Genomic DNA, 15,797 nt, shown 5'->3' with positions numbered 1-15,797 from the left:
GCTCTCCTGGAGGTTAAAAGCGCGACAGATCGGGATGGGCAATCTGTCCGCCGCGCACCAGCATCTTGCCGTACTCGGCGCAGCGGTTGAGCGTGGGAATCACCTTGCCGGGGTTGAGCAGCGATTGCGGATCAAACGCCGCCTTGAGCGCGAACATCTGGGCGTTCTCGGCCGTGGTGAACTGGGTGCACATGCTGTTGAGCTTCTCCACCCCGACACCATGCTCTCCCGTCACCGTGCCGCCCATGGCAACGCTGGTTTCCAGAATGTCGGCGCCGAACAGCTCGCAGCGGTGCAGTTCGTCGGGGTTGTTGGCATCGAACAGGATCAAAGGATGCAGATTGCCGTCGCCAGCGTGGAACACATTGGCGCAGCGCAGCTGGTATTTCTTCTCCATCTCCTGAATCGCCAGCAGGATGTCGGCCAGACGCTTGCGTGGAATGGTGGAGTCCATGCACATGTAATCGGGGCTGATGCGGCCGCTGGCGGGGAAGGCGTTCTTGCGCCCGCTCCAGAAGCGCAGACGCTCTTCCTCGCTTTCGCTGACGGTGATGGCCGTGGCGCCGGCGTGGCGCAGAACTTCGCTCATGCGGGCGATTTCTTCCTCGACCTCCTCGGGCGTGCCGTCGCTCTCGCACAGCAAGATGGCTTCAGCCGTGAGGTCGTAGCCGGCACGCACAAAGTCTTCCACGGCAGCCGTCATGGGCTTGTCCATCATTTCCAGCCCGGCCGGAATGATGCCGGCCGCGATCACCGCAGCCACTGCGTCGCCAGCTTTGCGCACATCGTCGAAGCTGGCCATGATGCAGCGCGCCAGCTGGGGCTTGGGCACGAGCTTGACAGTGACCTCGGTCACCACGGCCAGCATGCCCTCGCTGCCTATCATGATGGCCAGCAAGTCCAGGCCGGGGGTGTCGAGTGCATCCGAGCCGAATTCGACGGGATCGCCTTCGATGCTGAAGCCCTTGACCTTGAGGACGTTGTGCACCGTGAGTCCGTACTTGAGGCAGTGCACGCCGCCCGAGTTCTCGGCCACGTTGCCGCCGATGGTGCAGGCGATCTGGCTGCTGGGGTCGGGCGCATAGTACAGACCGTAGGGGGCAGCGGCTTCGCTGATGGCGAGGTTGCGCACGCCGCACTGCACCAGGGCCGTGCGGCTGTAGGCATCGACCTTGAGAATCTTGTTGAATTTGGCCAGCGACAGCGTCACGCCCATGGGGTGAGGCATGGCGCCGCCCGAAAGTCCGGTGCCCGCGCCGCGCGCAATGACGGGGGCCGCTATGGCATGGCAGGCCTTGAGCACGGCCTGCACCTGTGCATAAGTCTCGGGCAGGCAGACCAGCAGCGGGCGCTGGCGGTAGGCCGTCAGTCCGTCGCATTCATAGGGTGTGGTGTCTTCGCTCTGATAGAGCAGGGCATGCGCCGGCACATGGGGGCGCAGTGCTGCCAGCACCTCGGCCTGGCGCCTGGCGCGCTCGGACGGCTCGGGCAGGTGATGCGCGGCGTTGGCCGCCGTGCTGGAGGTGGCGACGAGATCGGTGAATGTGCTGGCGGACGTCATGCCTGCAAATGTAGGGGATGCGCCCGCGCCTTGGTGTGAGCTTTATTGCAAAGCTGCTTGAAATGCTTTGCGATGACAGTCATGAATGCTTTAGAAATAAGAGCATCAACCGATTTATGGGTAAGCGATGGAGTCGATTTATTCTCTGAAATGGCCGCTTGCATCAATCATGGTCAACCCCACATAGCTGGAGCCGGTGCGAGGCGGTGTGAAGCGCAGATGCATGGTGCCGTAGCGAATCTCGCCCATGGCGTCGAGGGCGGTCAGCAGGCCCGCTCGATTGCTTGTGGGCGCAGCTTTACGCAGCGCATCCAGCAGGGTTCGGGTGTTGAGAAAGACTTCCAGGCCCAGATAGGAGGCAGGCGGCATGCCGCTGTGGCCGAGGAGCTGCTGGTAGTCCTTGATGGCCGGAACCGCACCCTTCCAGGGACTGGGCACCAGGGTGGTGAAGGCGATGCCGCGCGTATAAGGGCCCAGCCCTTGCACCACGGCACGGTTGGCCTGGGCGGCCAGGTTGTAGAACGGTACCGTGACATGAGTCTGTCTGGCCATGGTGATCAGACCTATGGTGGCGGGGGCGCCCGCCAGCACGATGACGCCTTGGAGATCGGGCAGGGCGGCCAGCTGCCTGGCCAGGTCCGGGGTGTTGCTACCCGATGCTTCCACTGCCAGCGTGATGACGGGTTTGAGGTCCTTGGCGGCAAAGGCGGTCAGGGCAATTTGCAGGCTGTCTTTGCCGAAGCCGTCGTTCTGGTGAACGATGGCGATCCGCCGCAGACCTATGGTCTGCATCTGCTGCAGCATAGCCGCGATTTCAGCCTGGGTGCTGGCGCGCAGCGGATAGACGAAACGGCCCGGCTGCTGGCGCATGCTGCCGGCTCCGGCAATCACGCCCACCAGGGCCGTCTGGCCTTGCTGAACCTCGGGTTGCATGGCTGTGCAACTGGCAGTTCCCCAGCAATTGAGCAGGGCCAGGGCTCCTTCCTGGATCAGCTGACGTGCATTGCCGGCGGCGCGCTGTGGCTCGTAGCCATCATCCAGCACCTTGAGTGTCAAAGCTTTGCCGCCCAGGCCTCCCTGCTTGTTGAATGCCTCCACCTGCGCCTGCATGATGCTCAGGCCTTCCTTGCCGGCCTCGGCCTGCGAGCCTGACAGCGGCAAGCTGGCGCCTATGGTGAGGTTGTTCTCCTGCGCATGCAGGGTCAGGCTGGCGGTGATGCCGGTGGCCAGCAGCCAGGCGCAGCGCAATGGGGTTTGCATGGGTCTCCTCCTCGTTGTTGTGAGTCCATGGTGAAAGGGCTGCAACAAGGGTGGGAGAGGGCAACTGTGGCTATGTCGGCTGCGGGCGACGTTATGGTGTTTTGACCCGCTTATGAGATACGGGCTTGATCTGCATCGCCCCATGGCCTTGCGCCGTCATCTGCTTTCCAGCATCCACAGGCGCTTGCTGGCACGGGTCATGGCGACGTAGAGCATGTTGCGTTGTGGGTCGTTCGCGTTGGGCGAGAAGTGCCCGGGATTGACGAAGGGTACGGCCACATACTCGTATTCATGGCCTTTGCTGCGTTCTACCGTGAGCAGTTGCAAGCTGGGTTTTTCATGGCGCTGATGCTGCGCGATGCTCGACTGGACCATGAGGCTGAGGCGGCCAAGGAATTCATCGACGGAAAGCCCGGTGCAGATGCGCGACAGCGCCTGCAGGCTGGCCAGACACTGGCGCAGTTCGTCCTGGCTGATGGGGGCCTGGGCAAAGAACTGTCGCAACAGAGGGTGCCGGAGCAACTGGCCCGCATCGGCGCACTGGTCGGCGGGCAGGGCCAGCAACCGGGCACAGGGGGAGTCTGGTGCGATGTAGGCGGCGAGGAAGCGGCGCATGGCGGCTTGCTGTCCCATGAGTTCGGCGGCAATGCGCAGCGTGTCGGACTCCGGCGGGGCGTCGCCCAGTGCAGTCATGTCGAACAGGCCGTTGGCCAGCAGATCCCGGTCGGGCGGGCTGGCATGGCGCACGTAACGCATCAGGCCTTCGGCTGCGCTGTTCAGAATACCTTGCGAGAGCAGCGCGCCGCCGCTGCAGCCCTGCATGGCCCATAGCATGGCCAGCACCAGGGCGATTTCGCGGCGCTGGTAGAAGCGCTGCATGCCTTTGCAGGCATAGTGCACGCCCTCGTGGGCGAACAGCCATTCAAGCAGTACCGAATCTTCGGGCGAATGCAGGATGACACGCAGCACGGCTGGCGGGTCCTGCGGTTTGCGGGGCAGGTGGGCCACAGCGGCATGAATATCCAGCAATTGCCGGGCGCAGTCCTCGTCATCGCCATGGCGATGTTCGAACCAGGCCGAGGCGTTGCGGTAGTGGGCTTCGAACTCCACGCCGAAGAGCCGGTTCAGTTTCTCGCAGATGACGGGGCCGAAGCGATAGGTCGTGTTGAGCGTGGCCTGGCCGGTGCCCGCGGGCAGCTCCTGCAGTATGCGCTGGGCGCTGTCGCCAAAGATGGAGGAGGCGCCCGGCAGGATGTGCTGGTTGAAGTCGCCGACACCGATGAAGCGCCCATTGTCGCGCGCCAGATGGCGCAGCACCAGCAGCGCGGCCTCGTCCAGGTCCTGCAGTTCGTCGAACAGCACGGCTTCGAAGCGACCCTGCAGCAGAGGGAAATCGGCATCGAAGTCCAGTGCGGCCAGCTGGCAGGCCAGCGCATAGGTGCAGTCGCCGGGTGCATAGAACAGCGGCTCCTGGGTGGGGCCCGCGCGCAGCCGCTCATAGCTGCGCAGCAGTCGGTACAGGCCGTAGTCCAGGGCGTTGTCTCGGCAATATGCCAGCGCGCCGAGGCCGCTGTCGTCGATGTCGAGTTCCAGCATGCACTGCTTGGCCTGGGCCTCGAAAGCGAGGAAGGCACTGATGTCCAGAGGCCGGGCGAAGTAGTCCGCCAGCTCGGGTATGCCGAGCTCGGCATGCCGCTCGGCCTCTTGCGACAGCGCTTCATGCGCCTGCTGGATGAGCAAATTCTTCTCCAGGCCGGAGGAGAGCATGGGTACAGGGTCCCCCTGCTCTTCGAGTATCCGCGTGCAAAACTGCTCCAGAGTGAGCAGATGCAGGCCTTCGAGACACACGGTGCAGAGGCGGTCCAGGCGAGCCTGAATGGCCTTGATGCCGGCCGCCGAGTAGGCCAGCATCAGCACGTTGCGTGCGCCCTGGGTTCGGATCAGGTCGGCGGCCTTGATGGCCAGCGTGGTCGTCTTGCCCGTGCCGGCCAGGGCGCGGATGAGCAGCGAAGACGCTTCGCTGTTGAGTGCCTGGTTCTGGTCAAGGCCGGGGTAAAGCCTGGGCTGCAGGTTCATGCCGTGAGTGCTCCATCTTCGTTATCCATCGAGCAGCCCGTGCAACGAGCTGCTCGTCGGGCCAGGGGCGGCGAGCAAGAGCTGCGCCACAGCGAAGCCGCTGGGGTTGCAGCTCAGCCCATTGCCTTGCGTAGCCACTCAGCGAAGGCAGCGCATTCCCAGCGGTCCATGATGCCGGTCTTCCAGCACAGGTAGTGGGCATGCGGGCTGGGTGCATCGACATCGAAAAGGCGTACCAGCGTTCCGTTTTCCAGCCAGGGGGCGCCGAGCTTGTGACGTACCAGGGCTATGCCCATGCTGGCCGATGCGGCGTCGCACATCAGACCGATATCGTTGAACTGCGAGCCTTCGTTGGGCTCGGCCATGTCGAGGCCGGTGGTGGCGAACCAGGTGCGCCAGGGCTCCAGCGGGCTGCGCAGCAGCGGCATGCCTTCCAGGTCTTCAGGGCGCTCGAACGGGCCATGTTCGCGGATGAAGCTGGGCGATGCCAGCGGCGTGACCGTGTCGCGGGCCAGCTCGATGTGCTCCACATCGGCATAGTGGCCGGCGCCGAAGCGCACCATCAGGTCGGCATCCTCGCCGATCACATCCAGCAGCGGAATCGATACCTGCAGCGCAATGTCGATCTCCGGATAGGCCTCGGTGAACTGGCGCAGGCGCGGGATCAGGATCACGCGTGCAAAAGTGGGGGTGACGGCCAGCTTCAGGCGTCTGCGCCCAGGCGAGGCCGATGCTCCTGGAAAGCGTTGCAAGGCGCCCAGGCCTTCACGCACATGGGCCAGATAGGAGCTGCCGTCCGTGGTCAGCGAGAAATCCGTGCGGCCGAACAGCCGCGCGCCCAGAATCTGCTCCAGCTGCTTGACCCGGTGGCTGACGGCGCTGGGCGTGACGCACAGCTCCTCCGCCGTCAACGTGACCGAGCGCAGCCGCGCCAGAGCCTCGAAGGTGAGCAGGCACTGTATCGGCGGAATCCGCCTGGCCGTAATGCTGTTCAAGGCGCCGGGGCTGCGGGTCATATGATCAATCCCAAGCCCAGGGATTTAGCGGAACACCACGGTCTTGTGACCGTTGAGAATGACGCGGCGCTCGCTATGCCACTTCACGGCACGGGCCAGAACCTGGCTCTCGGTGTCGCGGCCGCGGGCCGTCAGGTCTTCCACGGTGTCGGTGTGGTCGGCGCGTGCCACGTCCTGCTCGATGATCGGGCCCTCGTCGAGGTCGGCCGTCACATAGTGGGCGGTGGCGCCGATCAGCTTCACGCCGCGGTCATGCGCCTGGTAGTAGGGCTTGGCGCCCTTGAAGCTGGGCAGGAAGCTGTGGTGGATATTGATGGCGCGGCCGGCCAGCTTTTTGCAAAGGTCGTTGGACAGCACCTGCATGTAGCGCGCCAGCACCACCAGCTCGGCGCCTTCTTCCTCAATGATCTCGTACTGGCGCTCTTCGGCCTGGGCCTTGGTCGCGGCAGTCACGGGAATGTGATGGAAGGGGATGTTGTAGCTGGCCGCCAGCTGATAGAACTCGCGGTGGTTGCTGATGATGGCCTTGATCTCGATAGGCAGCAGGCCCGACTTCCAGCGGAACAGCAGATCGTTGAGGCAGTGGCCTTCCTTGCTGACCATGATGACGGTCTTGATGCGCTCGGCCTTGGAGTGCAAACTCCACTGCATTTGATATTGATCAGCTAATTCGGCAACGGATGCCTTTAGAGCGGCGGCGTCTTTGCCATCGCAGGCAAACTGCACGCGCATGAAGAACAGGCCGGTCACCGGGTCGTTGTACTGCGCTGCTTCTTCAATATTGCCGCCTTGTTCAAGCAAGAATCCGGAAACGGCATGCACCAGGCCCAGTCGGTCTGGGCAGGATAAAGTCAAAATATAGGCTTGGGTCATAGCTCGGCAATTGTCGCAGCAAGGCGAGGACCCTGCGGACAAAGGAAATTCATGAAAAGCGAGGAGGGGCATTCTGCGCTCACACCCTGGGTGATTGTCACCCTCTATTTGTGCGTGGGGATGCTTTGGTTGGGGGCGCAGGCGGGCGTGCTCGGCTATTTTGATGTATCGCTGAATCGACAGTCGCTGCGTTGGCAGATAGGCCTGTTCATTGTTTGGTTGCTGGCGACAGCGCTGGTTGCACTTTGGTTCATGCAGCGCAAGGCGCGCGCCGACCAGCGTGGCCGGGAGACGGCGCAGGAGCTGGAGTTGGTGGTGCGTCACGCACCGGCCGGAATGGCTCGCGTGCATGTGGGCGGGGCAGAGATTGTCTGGGCCAATGCCAAGCTGGCGGGTTGGCTGGGCCGCAGCGTGGAGTCGCTGCGCGGTCAGGATTTTCGCGTTCTGGTGCCGGTGAATGACCAGGACGAGGTTGCTCTGCAGCTGCAGCGCCTGCTGGACGGCAGCACTGATTACTTCCAGGTGCTGCGTCAATGCGTGCATGCCGGCACCGGCAAGGTTACGCCCGTGCTGTGCACAACCAGTCGCGTGGCGGCATCGGGTGTGGATGGGCCGGTGGCCCTGGTCTGCGTGTTGCAGGATCTCAGCGAGATGGTGAGCGCGCGCAATGCCATGGTGCGCAGCGAGACCATGTTGCGCCTGGCGCTGGAGGGCAGCGGCAATGGCGTGTGGGAATGGGATGCGCTGGAGCAGCGGCTGAACTTCTCCACGGGCATGAGCGCCTTGCTGCGCTACCAGGGCCAGGATCTGGCTCGCGAGTTCGATTTCCAACAGCGCCTGCATCCCGAAGATGCCGCAGGCGCGCGCGCCCAGGCCCAGCAGGCGCTGGAGCAGGGAAGCATGCTGGTGCTGACGGCACGTCTGCTGTGCTTTGACGGTCTGTATCGCTGGTTCCGCGCACGCGGCCAGGCCTACAAGGATGAGAGCGGACGCCTGATACGAATCTCGGGCCTGCTCTCCGACCAGACTGCGAGTCGTGAGGCCGATGAGCGCAGCCGTCTGGCCTCCACGGTGGTGGACAACACCATCGAGGGCGTGGTGGTAACCGATGCACACAGCCGGATTCTCTCGGTCAACCACGCCTTCACGCAACTGCTGGGCTTCAGCGAAGCGGAAATGCTGGGCAAGACGCCGCGCATGTTCAAGTCCGGCCGACATGACAAGGCTTTCTATGACGCCATGTGGGCCAGCATGCATGCCACAGGGCACTGGCAGGGCGAAATCTGGAATCGGCGCAAGAATGGAGAGGTCTTTCCCGAGCGCATGTCGCTGAGTGCGGTCAAGGATGCCAACGACAAGGTCACGCATTACGTCTGCATGTTCACCGATATCTCGGCCGAGAAGGCGCGCGAGCAGCAGCTGGAGTTTCTGGCCCATCGCGACACCTTGACCGGTCTGCCCAACCGCTCTCAGTTCACGCGCATGCTGGGTGAGGCGGTGGAGCTGAGTCAGAGCACCAACCGTCGCATGGCCGTGTTGCTGTTCAATATCGACCGCTTCAAGGACGTGAACGACAGCTATGGCCACTCCATCGGCGACGAGGTGCTCAGGCATGTGGCTGTGCAGATGCAGGGTGCTTTGCGGCACGGCGACATCATTGGCCGCCTGGCGGGCGATGAAATCTGCGTGGTGGCGCAATCTATTTGCGGTCGTGACAGCGCGGTGGACGTGGCCGAACGCCTGATGGCCGCCGCCGGCCAGCCCTGGACCACGCCAGATGGTCTGTCCGTGGTGGTCAGCGTCAGCGCAGGCATCTGTCTGTATCCCGACCATGCATTGACAGCCGACGATCTGCTGCAGGGCGCCCATGCGGCGGTGTATGGGGCCAAGGCCAGAGGCTCCAATGCCTGGTGCTTCTTCCATGAAAACATGACCCAGGCCGCCCGCGAGCGCCTGGCGCTGGAGGCGCGCCTGCGCCGTGCGCTGGAGCTGGGCCATATGCGTCTGTATTACCAGCCACAGATTGAGCTGGCGACGGGACGCCTGATGGGGGCTGAAGCCCTGTTGCGCTGGCTGGACCCAGAGGAAGGCCTGATCTCGCCGGCCCGTTTCATTCCCGTGGCGGAAAACTCGGGCGTCATCGGCCCGCTGGGTCTGTGGGTGCTGGGTGAGGCCTGCCGTCAGGGCCAGCAATGGCGTGCTGCGGGCCTGCCTGATCTGACGATTGCGGTCAATGTCTCGCTGCATCAGTTTTTGCTGACCGATATTGCCGGTGCCACGGCCGATGCGCTCAACAAGTCGGGTTTTCCGGCCAGCTTGCTGGAGCTGGAGATCACCGAAAGTGCACTGGCCGAAAAGCCCGAAGAGGCGTTGGCCGTGCTCAACCGCCTGCGCGAACTGGGCCTGCGCCTGGCCATTGATGACTTTGGCACCGGCTATTCCTCACTGGCGCACCTCAAGCGCTTTCCGCTTGATCTGCTCAAGATCGACCAGGGCTTTATCCGCGACATTCCGCACAGCGCGGACGACATGACCATCAGCAGCTCGGTCATTGCCCTGGGTCATGCCATGGGTCTGAAGGTCCTGGCCGAAGGCGTGGAAACCCAGGAGCAGCTGACGTTCTTGCAGCAAAAAGGCTGTGACTACTTTCAGGGCTATTTCTGCAGCCGGCCCTTGCCGGCCGAAGACTTCACGCGCCTGCTGGAAAAGACGCGTGAGGGGCAGCCGCTGGTGTCTGTCGCAACCGTGGACTGAGGATCGCCAGCGCTGCATCAGCCTGTCAAGGCTTGGGCGCTGGTTTGTTTTTCCATTGTTCGCGCAGTTGCTGGCATTGGTCTTCGGAGGCATTGCCTTCCAGCGTCAGCTGCTTGTCTGCTTTCATCGTGATAGCAGTCTGAGCCTTGTCTGATTGGGCTATCGCCACTTTTTGCTTGAAGTCGCCAGGTAGCCAGGTCGGCACGCCGATATCGCTGCGCACATGACCACGGCCCGCCACCAGCAGCACGCTTTTGCCGGGCTGGCCCAGCTCGCGCACCGCTGTTTCAGTCACCCCGGCCATGGCTTCGTCGCGGGCCAGCTGAATGCGGGCCATGGGCGCGAACTGCGATTCGGGCAGCAGGCCGCAGTGGCCGTCCTTGATGGCATCGAGCTGCAGCTGCCAGCCCGCAGCCGGCAGGTGTGCGTCGTAGCGGGACTCGCCCATGGCCTGCTTCATCCGGGGACGCGGCAGATTGCCGCCGAGCACGGGCACGCCGGCTTTCACGGCAGCCATCACCACCGGACCATAGTCCTGCCAGGGCCAGCCGCCCGGGCCGCCGCCCTGAGCCCATTGAAGAGCGGTCTTCACCTCCTCGTCGCTGGCCGATGCGGGAAGGCCCCGGGTGCTGCCGCCTGCAGGGGCCATCTCGACCACCAGGGCTGCGAGCCTGTCTTGCGCTGCCAGGTGGCGCACGGTAGAGGCTTCCCACTGGTGATGGGCGATCTGGTCATGCTGCTCGCCGAGCAGAATGATCGGTGTTCCGGCCCATTGGCCCAGTGTCCGCTGCCATTCTGTGTCGGAGGTCAACCGAGCGCTTTGATGGGCACAGCCGCCCAGCAGCAGGGCGCCGGCAAGAGCCGTCATGGCCGAAGGATTGAAACGATTGAAGCGCTGGCGCGGCTGCGCCGCAGAAATGAAAGTCCACATATGAGCTGATTGCGTTCGTCTGAGACGGGGCATGGCTTCGTAGCTGTAGATTTCGTACCGGCTTTGCCCACCGAGTTTTACCGCGATACTGCGGGGCATTGCCCCTGTCGCGCGTCCATTGTCGTGCCTTGCCGGATTCCCGTGCACATGTCCGTATTGCTTCCCCCCGCGTTTCTGGCCCGTGTGGCCGCTACCCTGCTGCTGGCCTGGTTGGCCGCCCAGCTCTGTCTGATGCTGCATACGCCGCTGCCGTGGATGCTGGGGCCGCTGATTTCGATCTCCATGCTATCGATTGGTGGAGCGCCCACCCAAAGCTGGGCCAGGTTGCGTGATCTGGGGCAGTGGACGATAGGCGGCGCACTGGGCCTGTATTTCACGCCTGCCGTGACCGAGCTGGTGGCAGGCCTGTGGTGGGCGATTGCGCTGGCCATTGCCTGGGCCTTGCTGCTGGGCTGGGTCTTCGGGCGCTGGCTGTATCGCGTGCAGGCGGCCTCCATGCTGGTGCAGCCGGGCATGGATAAAGAGCGCCTGCGCGCCACGACCTATTTCTCGGGTGCGATAGGCGCGGCCTCGGAGATGACGCTGCTTGCAGAGCGTGAGCATGCACGCACCGATCTGGTTGCTGCGGCGCATAGCCTGCGGCTGGTGATAGTCACGGTAAGCATTCCTTTTGCCTTGCAATGGGCGGGGCTGCAGGGAGACCCCGGCCTGACGCTGCCCAGCGTGCGCAATGTGCAATGGCCGGGCTTTGCCTGGCTGGCGCTGGCCACTGGCGCGGGGGCACTGCTGATGCTCAAGCTCAGGCGTGCCAACCCCTGGTTTCTCGGCGCGCTGGCCGTATCCATGGGCTTGACCATGGCAGGCCTGGAGCTGTCCGCTGTGCCGCAATGGCTGATGAATGCGGCCCAACTGGTGATCGGCGTCAGCCTGGGAGTGCGCTTTCGACGTGAATTCCTGCATACGGCTCCGCGCTGGCTGGGCATGGTGGCGCTGGGTACCGTCGGCTTGATGGCAGTCTGCGCGGGCTTTGCCTGGCTGCTGCACGGTGCCACAGGCCTGCCCTGGGTGACCTTGCTGCTGGGCACATCGCCGGGCGGCATTACCGAGATGGCCATCACCGCCAAGGTACTGCAACTGGGCGTTCCCGTGGTCACGGCCTTCCAGGTCTGCCGGCTGATTGCCGTACTGCTGCTGGTGGCGCCGCTGTACCGGTGGCTGAACAGAGCGCTGCCGGGGGCGAGGCCATGATCCGCGGCAGGCGAAATCCCTGGAAGCCGATCCTGATCATCAGCGCCTGCGTCGGCTTTGTAGTGGCCGGACTTCTGATGTGGGTGGCCTGGGAGCACAACCCTCAGTGCGAGATTCACTGCGCAGAGCAGGGCATTGACTGGGTCTACTGGCTGACGCTGGGTGCGGGAGGGGGGCTGCTGGGCTTTTTTGGCTGCCTGCTGCCTGCCGGCGTGTTGATGCTGCTGTGCAGAAAGCCATAGCGGATCGCGCTTTTCCGACAGGCACTTCAGCGTGTTCCCAGACATCAAAAAAGCCACTCGAAAGAGTGGCTTTTTTGCGGGGGTGTTCAGTGAATGATGACCGGCTGCTGGGCCAGGCCCGTGTAGGTATCGAGAATTTCCTCCACCTCTTCCTCGGTGGGGGCGTCCTGCTGCCAGGCGAGGATCTGCTTCTGGAACATTTCGGCCCAGGAGCCATCCAGATACACCTCCTTGCCCGAGCGCTTGTCCACGATCTCGAAGCCGTGGCGGGGCAGTTGATGGGCTTGCTCGGTCTCGGCCTTGGCTTTGCCTGCCGGAGCGTCTGCTTCCATATCGGGACGCAGATGGAGCACCGCAAAGGATTCAGAGTCGTAAAGCATTTGCATGGTGTTCCTCCTTTCACTTCCGTTATGAGCATGCCTGCCATGGATATGGCGACAGGGTGCCGCATTTCAAGGTGGAAATGCCTGCTCTTGGCACTTGGGCACAGTATTCCATGGATTTGACATGGTTGTGGGCAACCGGCTTTCCCGATCTGTAGTAGGCAAGTCCTTGAACGGCGCGACAGCGTTCAGCCCGAGCCGATGCAGGTTGCAGGCCTTGGCTGGGAGGTGAGTAAGCGCTTTGGGCGCGGTGGTCCCGGGGTTTACGCCAGGGTGCAGCATGGAGGCTATTGCGGCGTGGGCAGATATTTCTTGAGCTGCAGATCGACAAAGTCGTCTTGCCCCTGGGTGAGCTTGATGCGCACGGGCAGGTATTGCATGGACGGTGCCAGCCAGACCGAACCGTGCTGGTCGCTGCTGCTTTTGCCGGGCAGCTTGTCCAGGCGCAGCGCCATGACACTGCCAAACGGCAGCTCCAGCGCCTCGCTGGCACCCACGCGGAACTGCCAGCGCACGGCCGAGCGTGCGCTGCTGGTGGTCAGCTCTATCAGTGTGCCTGGCGGATATTTTTCGGGGGCGGCAGCCATCAGGGCCGAGAGCTGCAGAAACACGCTGAGGCGGTCCTGCACGCCATCGCCAATGGCCGCATCGGGCTGGCCGCCGCTGTAGTGCGCCTTGCCGCTGGCCACGTCAAAGGCGGCGGACTGGGTTTTGCGCCCTTTGTCGCTGAAGTTGAGCGGCTGCAGGCCCTTGGGCGTGATCAGCCCCTCGCTGGTCTGGGCGCGCTCGCCCAGCAAGAACATGCTGATCGACTGCCTGGCCTGGTAATACTGGCCGTCATGCTGCCACTGCAGCTGTGCGCCGGCCGAGTATTGAAAACCCTTGATCTGACCCGAGGCATTGAACTCCAGCGTGGCGGAGTTAGGCAGCGTCACGGGCAGCACCGTGCCGGGCGGCAGCGGGGGCGCGCCTGCGGGGGTGACCCGGATGGGGCGGGCCGTGTCCGCACCATTGGCTTCGGGTGGCTCAGCCTCCGGTTCGGGCATCGGAGTGGCAGCAGGCTCTGGTGCAGGGGGCGGCGAAGGTGCTTCTGTTTCTGGAGCTGAATGCGCTTGTTGGTTCTGCTCCGAAGGCTGATTTTGGTCCAATTCTGGCTCCGCCGGAGCAGGGCTTGGAACGGGTGTAGGGGCTGGAGCACGCGGCTTGGGAGCCGGTCGGGGCTTTGGCGGCGATGGTGGCGATTTTGGGGGCGGAGGCGGAGCAGGCGGTGGTGGGGCAGGCGGTGCCTGAAGCATGCGTGTCTCCATCACAATCTGGGCGTCGACGGCCTTGTCTGGCTGGCTCAGCTCGGGCAGCCCCCAGAGCAGCAGCCCATGGGCTGCCAGCACTACGCCGGTGACGGGTAGCAGTACTTTGCGTGTCTGGCTTGCCTGAAGGGTGCGGCCCATGAGCGTGACTTGGAGAGTACGGATGTCAGTGTGACTGGTCTGCGCGCCAGCCCAGATCGCTGGACAGCTGGCGGGCAGCAGCCTGCAGCGGCGCGTCAATGGCTCCACCATATTCGGGGTCGAAAGTCGCCAGAGAGCCCAGGGTCATGAGCCCTAGCACGATATGACCGGACGCGTCGAAGACCGGCACGCAAAAAGCCACGATGCCCGGCAGCACGGTGTCGACCACGCGGGCCGTGCCGCGCGCCCGGACTTCGGCCAGCATGTTCGCAACTGCCTCTTCGGTCTGGGGCAGGTCCTGGCGTCTGGCCTTGCGCGCACGCTCGATCTCGGGCTCCAGCAACGCGGCCGTCGCCTCGCGCGGCAGCCAGGCACCGAAGCAGCGCCCCGTTGCTGATGCCAGCATGGGCATGACGTCTCCCAGGCGCAGATTGGCGGTGACGGATTGCGCCGACTCCTCCCAATGCACGATGGTCGGGCCATGGTTGCCCCAGACGGCGATGGCCAGCGTGTGGTTGAGGGTCTCAAGCAGTGCCGGAATGCGTTCACGCGCCAGACGCACCGGGTCGAGGCGGGCCAGCGAGGCCAGGCCGATCTTGAGCGCCGCAGGACCCAGGTCGTAGCGCGAATTGCGCTCGTCCTGCGTCACCAGTCCGATGCGCTGAAAGCTCACCAGATAGCGGTGAGCCTTGGCGGCACTCATGCCGGCGGCGGCGGCGACATCCTTGAGCATCAGCGGTCCGCTGGCCTGTGCCAGCGCCTCGACGAGGGAGAAACCCACTTCGACCGACTGAATCCCTGCGCGTTCCTTTTCCATTGCAATAGAATCGTGTTTTGTTTAGTTAAATCAATTTAACCAATCGTAATTTTGGCTAGCGTTGTCAGGCATTGTGCCAGCACCGCTGCCGTGAGCAGAGGGACAGAGAATGAAACTGGCAACCTACAAGGATGGCTCGCGCGACGGGCAACTGGTCGTGGTCTCGCGCGACCTGAGCCAGGCCTGCTATGCCACCGGCATTGCCAATCGCATGCAGCAGGTGCTGGACGACTGGAGCTATATGGCCCCCCAGCTGCAGGATCTGTCGCACGAGCTCAATCACGGCAAGGCCCGCCACGCGTTTCCATTCGATCCCCAGCGATGCATGGCACCGCTGCCGCGAGCTTATCAGTGGGCCGATGGCTCGGCCTATATCAACCATGTGGAGCTGGTACGCAAGGCGCGCAATGCCGAGGTGCCGGCCAACTTCTACACCGATCCGCTGATGTACCAGGGCGGCAGTGATGACTTCATCGGCCCCTGCGACGATGTGATCGTGCCCAGCACGGCCATGGGCATCGATTTCGAGGCAGAGATCGCCGTCGTTACCGGCGACGTGCCGATGGGCACGGATGCCAGGGATGCACTCGACGGCATCCGTCTCGTCATGCTGGCCAATGACGTGAGCCTGCGCAATCTGATTCCCGGCGAACTGGCCAAGGGCTTCGGTTTCTTCCAGAGCAAGCCCGCCACCGCCTTCAGCCCCGTGGCCGTGACACTGGACGAGCTGGGCGATGCCTGGAAGAGCGGCCGTCTGCATCTGACGCTGCAGAGCACCTGGAACGGCCGCAAGGTCGGCATGTGCGATGCGGGCGAGGAGATGACTTTTCACTTTGGCCAGCTGATCGCCCATATCGCCAAGACCCGCAATGTACGTGCCGGCTCCATCGTGGGCAGCGGCACGGTGAGCAACAAGGGTGTGGAGACCGGCAGCGGCAAGAACAAGCGCACGGAATGGCCCAAGGGCTATAGCTGCATCGCCGAAAAGCGCTGCATAGAGACCATTCAGGACGGCGCGCCCAAGACCGAGTTCATGCAGTTTGGCGACACCATTCGCATCGAGATGAAGGGCAAGGACGGCCAGAGCATCTTCGGCGCCATCGACCAGAACATTGCGCCGCCCGGCGGCAGCAAGGATGACTTGCCCGAAGCTCAGCCTGTGGATATCTCTGAGGACTAAGCCCTCGT

At 63.6% G+C, this 15,797-nt stretch carries 13 protein-coding genes; 4 read left to right on the top strand and 9 right to left on the bottom strand.

All coding sequences use genetic code 11. The annotated features are described in order from the left end of the window. Positions 1 to 13: 13 nt before the first annotated feature. The 5 genes from CTATCC11996_RS04880 to purU all read right to left on the bottom strand — a co-directional run bounded on the left by CTATCC11996_RS04880 (position 14) and on the right by purU (position 6,786). Entirely contained in the window at positions 14 to 1,561 is a 1,548-nt protein-coding gene (locus CTATCC11996_RS04880; RefSeq protein ID WP_003073745.1) for an FAD-linked oxidase C-terminal domain-containing protein, read from the bottom strand. 138 nt (positions 1,562 to 1,699) lie between these two features. After that, complete coding sequence (locus CTATCC11996_RS04875) at positions 1,700 to 2,821, bottom strand: ABC transporter substrate-binding protein (RefSeq protein ID WP_003073742.1); 1,122 nt, start codon at positions 2,819 to 2,821, stop codon at positions 1,700 to 1,702. A gap of 156 nt (positions 2,822 to 2,977) precedes the next feature. Then, positions 2,978 to 4,897 carry a UvrD-helicase domain-containing protein gene (locus CTATCC11996_RS04870; RefSeq protein WP_003073739.1) on the bottom strand — a complete coding sequence of 640 codons (1,920 nt, stop codon included), beginning with the start codon at positions 4,895 to 4,897 and terminating at the stop codon, positions 2,978 to 2,980. A gap of 113 nt (positions 4,898 to 5,010) precedes the next feature. Then, the gene (locus tag CTATCC11996_RS04865; RefSeq protein WP_003073736.1) at positions 5,011 to 5,913 is read right to left on the bottom strand and encodes a LysR substrate-binding domain-containing protein; all 903 of its coding nucleotides are present in this window, start codon (positions 5,911 to 5,913) and stop codon (positions 5,011 to 5,013) included. 24 nt (positions 5,914 to 5,937) lie between these two features. Continuing rightward, positions 5,938 to 6,786, bottom strand: coding sequence for a formyltetrahydrofolate deformylase (purU, locus tag CTATCC11996_RS04860; RefSeq protein WP_003073733.1), 849 nt, complete (start codon positions 6,784 to 6,786; stop codon positions 5,938 to 5,940). Positions 6,787 to 6,837: 51 nt separating this feature from the next. On the opposite strand from purU, the gene CTATCC11996_RS04855 reads away from it, so the two are divergent. Then, on the top strand, positions 6,838 to 9,540 hold the full coding sequence (locus tag CTATCC11996_RS04855; RefSeq protein ID WP_003073730.1) for a GGDEF and EAL domain-containing protein: 2,703 nt from the start codon (positions 6,838 to 6,840) through the stop codon (positions 9,538 to 9,540). Between the two features lie 25 nt (positions 9,541 to 9,565). Here CTATCC11996_RS04855 and CTATCC11996_RS04850 read toward each other — a convergent pair whose 3' ends face one another. Then, complete coding sequence (locus CTATCC11996_RS04850) at positions 9,566 to 10,471, bottom strand: ChaN family lipoprotein (RefSeq protein WP_003073727.1); 906 nt, start codon at positions 10,469 to 10,471, stop codon at positions 9,566 to 9,568. A 147-nt stretch (positions 10,472 to 10,618) separates the two neighbouring features. Here CTATCC11996_RS04850 and CTATCC11996_RS04845 point away from each other — a divergent pair, with 147 nt between their 5' ends. Next, positions 10,619 to 11,719, top strand: coding sequence for an AbrB family transcriptional regulator (locus tag CTATCC11996_RS04845; RefSeq protein ID WP_003073720.1), 1,101 nt, complete (start codon positions 10,619 to 10,621; stop codon positions 11,717 to 11,719). Beyond that, the gene (locus CTATCC11996_RS04840; RefSeq protein WP_003073716.1) at positions 11,716 to 11,961 is read left to right on the top strand and encodes a hypothetical protein; all 246 of its coding nucleotides are present in this window, start codon (positions 11,716 to 11,718) and stop codon (positions 11,959 to 11,961) included. Before CTATCC11996_RS04845 ends, CTATCC11996_RS04840 begins: the two co-directional genes overlap by 4 nt. An 86-nt stretch (positions 11,962 to 12,047) precedes the next feature. Here CTATCC11996_RS04840 and CTATCC11996_RS04835 read toward each other — a convergent pair whose 3' ends face one another. The 3 genes from CTATCC11996_RS04835 to CTATCC11996_RS04825 form a co-directional block, all read right to left on the bottom strand. Further along, positions 12,048 to 12,347: a BTH_I0359 family protein gene (locus tag CTATCC11996_RS04835; RefSeq protein WP_003073714.1), complete on the bottom strand. Its 300-nt coding sequence runs from the start codon at positions 12,345 to 12,347 to the stop codon at positions 12,048 to 12,050. A gap of 284 nt (positions 12,348 to 12,631) precedes the next feature. Further along, a complete protein-coding gene (locus CTATCC11996_RS04830) occupies positions 12,632 to 13,390 on the bottom strand; it encodes a DUF3108 domain-containing protein (protein ID WP_003073712.1) in 759 nt (252 codons plus the stop codon). A gap of 427 nt (positions 13,391 to 13,817) precedes the next feature. After that, a complete protein-coding gene (locus CTATCC11996_RS04825; protein ID WP_003073710.1) occupies positions 13,818 to 14,609 on the bottom strand; it encodes an IclR family transcriptional regulator in 792 nt (263 codons plus the stop codon). Between the two features lie 109 nt (positions 14,610 to 14,718). Between CTATCC11996_RS04825 and CTATCC11996_RS04820 the strand changes: the two genes are divergently transcribed. Further along, positions 14,719 to 15,789 (top strand): fumarylacetoacetate hydrolase family protein, encoded by a 1,071-nt coding sequence (locus tag CTATCC11996_RS04820; RefSeq protein ID WP_003073709.1) that lies wholly within the window; start codon positions 14,719 to 14,721, stop codon positions 15,787 to 15,789. Positions 15,790 to 15,797: the final 8 nt, after the last annotated feature.

Origin of the sequence: Comamonas testosteroni ATCC 11996 (assembly GCF_000241525.1) — a bacterium.
GTDB lineage: Bacteria > Pseudomonadota > Gammaproteobacteria > Burkholderiales > Burkholderiaceae_C > Comamonas > Comamonas testosteroni.
The sequence above is the reverse complement of the archived record's forward strand: the minus strand, read 5'-3'. Positions and strand labels throughout refer to the sequence as shown.

Excerpts from the sequence above, each read along its gene's own strand:
- CTATCC11996_RS04880 (WP_003073745.1), bottom strand. The coding sequence starts at position 1,561 with ATGACGTCCGCCAGCACATTCACCGATCTCGTCGCCACCTCCAGCACG.
- CTATCC11996_RS04875 (WP_003073742.1), bottom strand. The coding sequence starts at position 2,821 with ATGCAAACCCCATTGCGCTGCGCCTGGCTGCTGGCCACCGGCATCACC.
- CTATCC11996_RS04870 (WP_003073739.1), bottom strand. The coding sequence starts at position 4,897 with ATGAACCTGCAGCCCAGGCTTTACCCCGGCCTTGACCAGAACCAGGCA.
- CTATCC11996_RS04865 (WP_003073736.1), bottom strand. The coding sequence starts at position 5,913 with ATGACCCGCAGCCCCGGCGCCTTGAACAGCATTACGGCCAGGCGGATT.
- purU (WP_003073733.1), bottom strand. The coding sequence starts at position 6,786 with ATGACCCAAGCCTATATTTTGACTTTATCCTGCCCAGACCGACTGGGC.
- CTATCC11996_RS04855 (WP_003073730.1), top strand. The coding sequence starts at position 6,838 with ATGAAAAGCGAGGAGGGGCATTCTGCGCTCACACCCTGGGTGATTGTC.
- CTATCC11996_RS04850 (WP_003073727.1), bottom strand. The coding sequence starts at position 10,471 with ATGTGGACTTTCATTTCTGCGGCGCAGCCGCGCCAGCGCTTCAATCGT.
- CTATCC11996_RS04845 (WP_003073720.1), top strand. The coding sequence starts at position 10,619 with ATGTCCGTATTGCTTCCCCCCGCGTTTCTGGCCCGTGTGGCCGCTACC.
- CTATCC11996_RS04840 (WP_003073716.1), top strand. The coding sequence starts at position 11,716 with ATGATCCGCGGCAGGCGAAATCCCTGGAAGCCGATCCTGATCATCAGC.
- CTATCC11996_RS04835 (WP_003073714.1), bottom strand. The coding sequence starts at position 12,347 with ATGCAAATGCTTTACGACTCTGAATCCTTTGCGGTGCTCCATCTGCGT.
- CTATCC11996_RS04830 (WP_003073712.1), bottom strand. The coding sequence starts at position 13,390 with ATGCCCGAACCGGAGGCTGAGCCACCCGAAGCCAATGGTGCGGACACG.
- CTATCC11996_RS04825 (WP_003073710.1), bottom strand. The coding sequence starts at position 14,609 with ATGGAAAAGGAACGCGCAGGGATTCAGTCGGTCGAAGTGGGTTTCTCC.
- CTATCC11996_RS04820 (WP_003073709.1), top strand. The coding sequence starts at position 14,719 with ATGAAACTGGCAACCTACAAGGATGGCTCGCGCGACGGGCAACTGGTC.